General features: G+C 33.4%; 1 pseudogene. It reads left to right on the top strand.

Features of this window, described 5'->3' with window-relative positions:
• Window positions 1–455, top strand: a pseudogene (locus TR08_RS32825) (RNA-guided endonuclease InsQ/TnpB family protein); the annotation flags it as partial.

Here is a 455-nt window from a genome sequence, read left to right on the forward strand (position 1 = left end):
ATGGATATTGAAACACATTTACCTAAAATGAATGAGATTCGCCAGAAAAGTCATGAAAAAGCGAAGGTAAAACCTAAGAAAGTAGACAAAAATGGCAAAATAACTGATCCAATGTTGAAGCTATTTGAAATGCCCCATCTTGAGAAATCATTTATTGGATATGGCTTTGTAGAAGCTTTATTTAAAGTGATGAAACAAGTAGATTACACTTCTATGCCCTCTCAGTCCAATCAACAAACGATGAAAAAAGTTTATGATGATTGGAAAAGTTTCTTCGAAGCCTCTAAGAAATATAAAATCAATTCTGCCAGCTTTTCCGGTAAGCCAAAGATTCCAAAATATAAACAGAAGAATGGAAGAACCACGTGTTATTTAACCAATCAAATAACAACGATCAAAGAAGGAAATGTTCTTAAATTACCTGGAACCCATCTACAGTTAAACTTGGGAAAGGT

The organism is Neobacillus niacini (assembly GCF_000759675.1).
Classification (GTDB): Bacteria; Bacillota; Bacilli; order Bacillales; family Cytobacillaceae; genus Neobacillus; species Neobacillus niacini_A.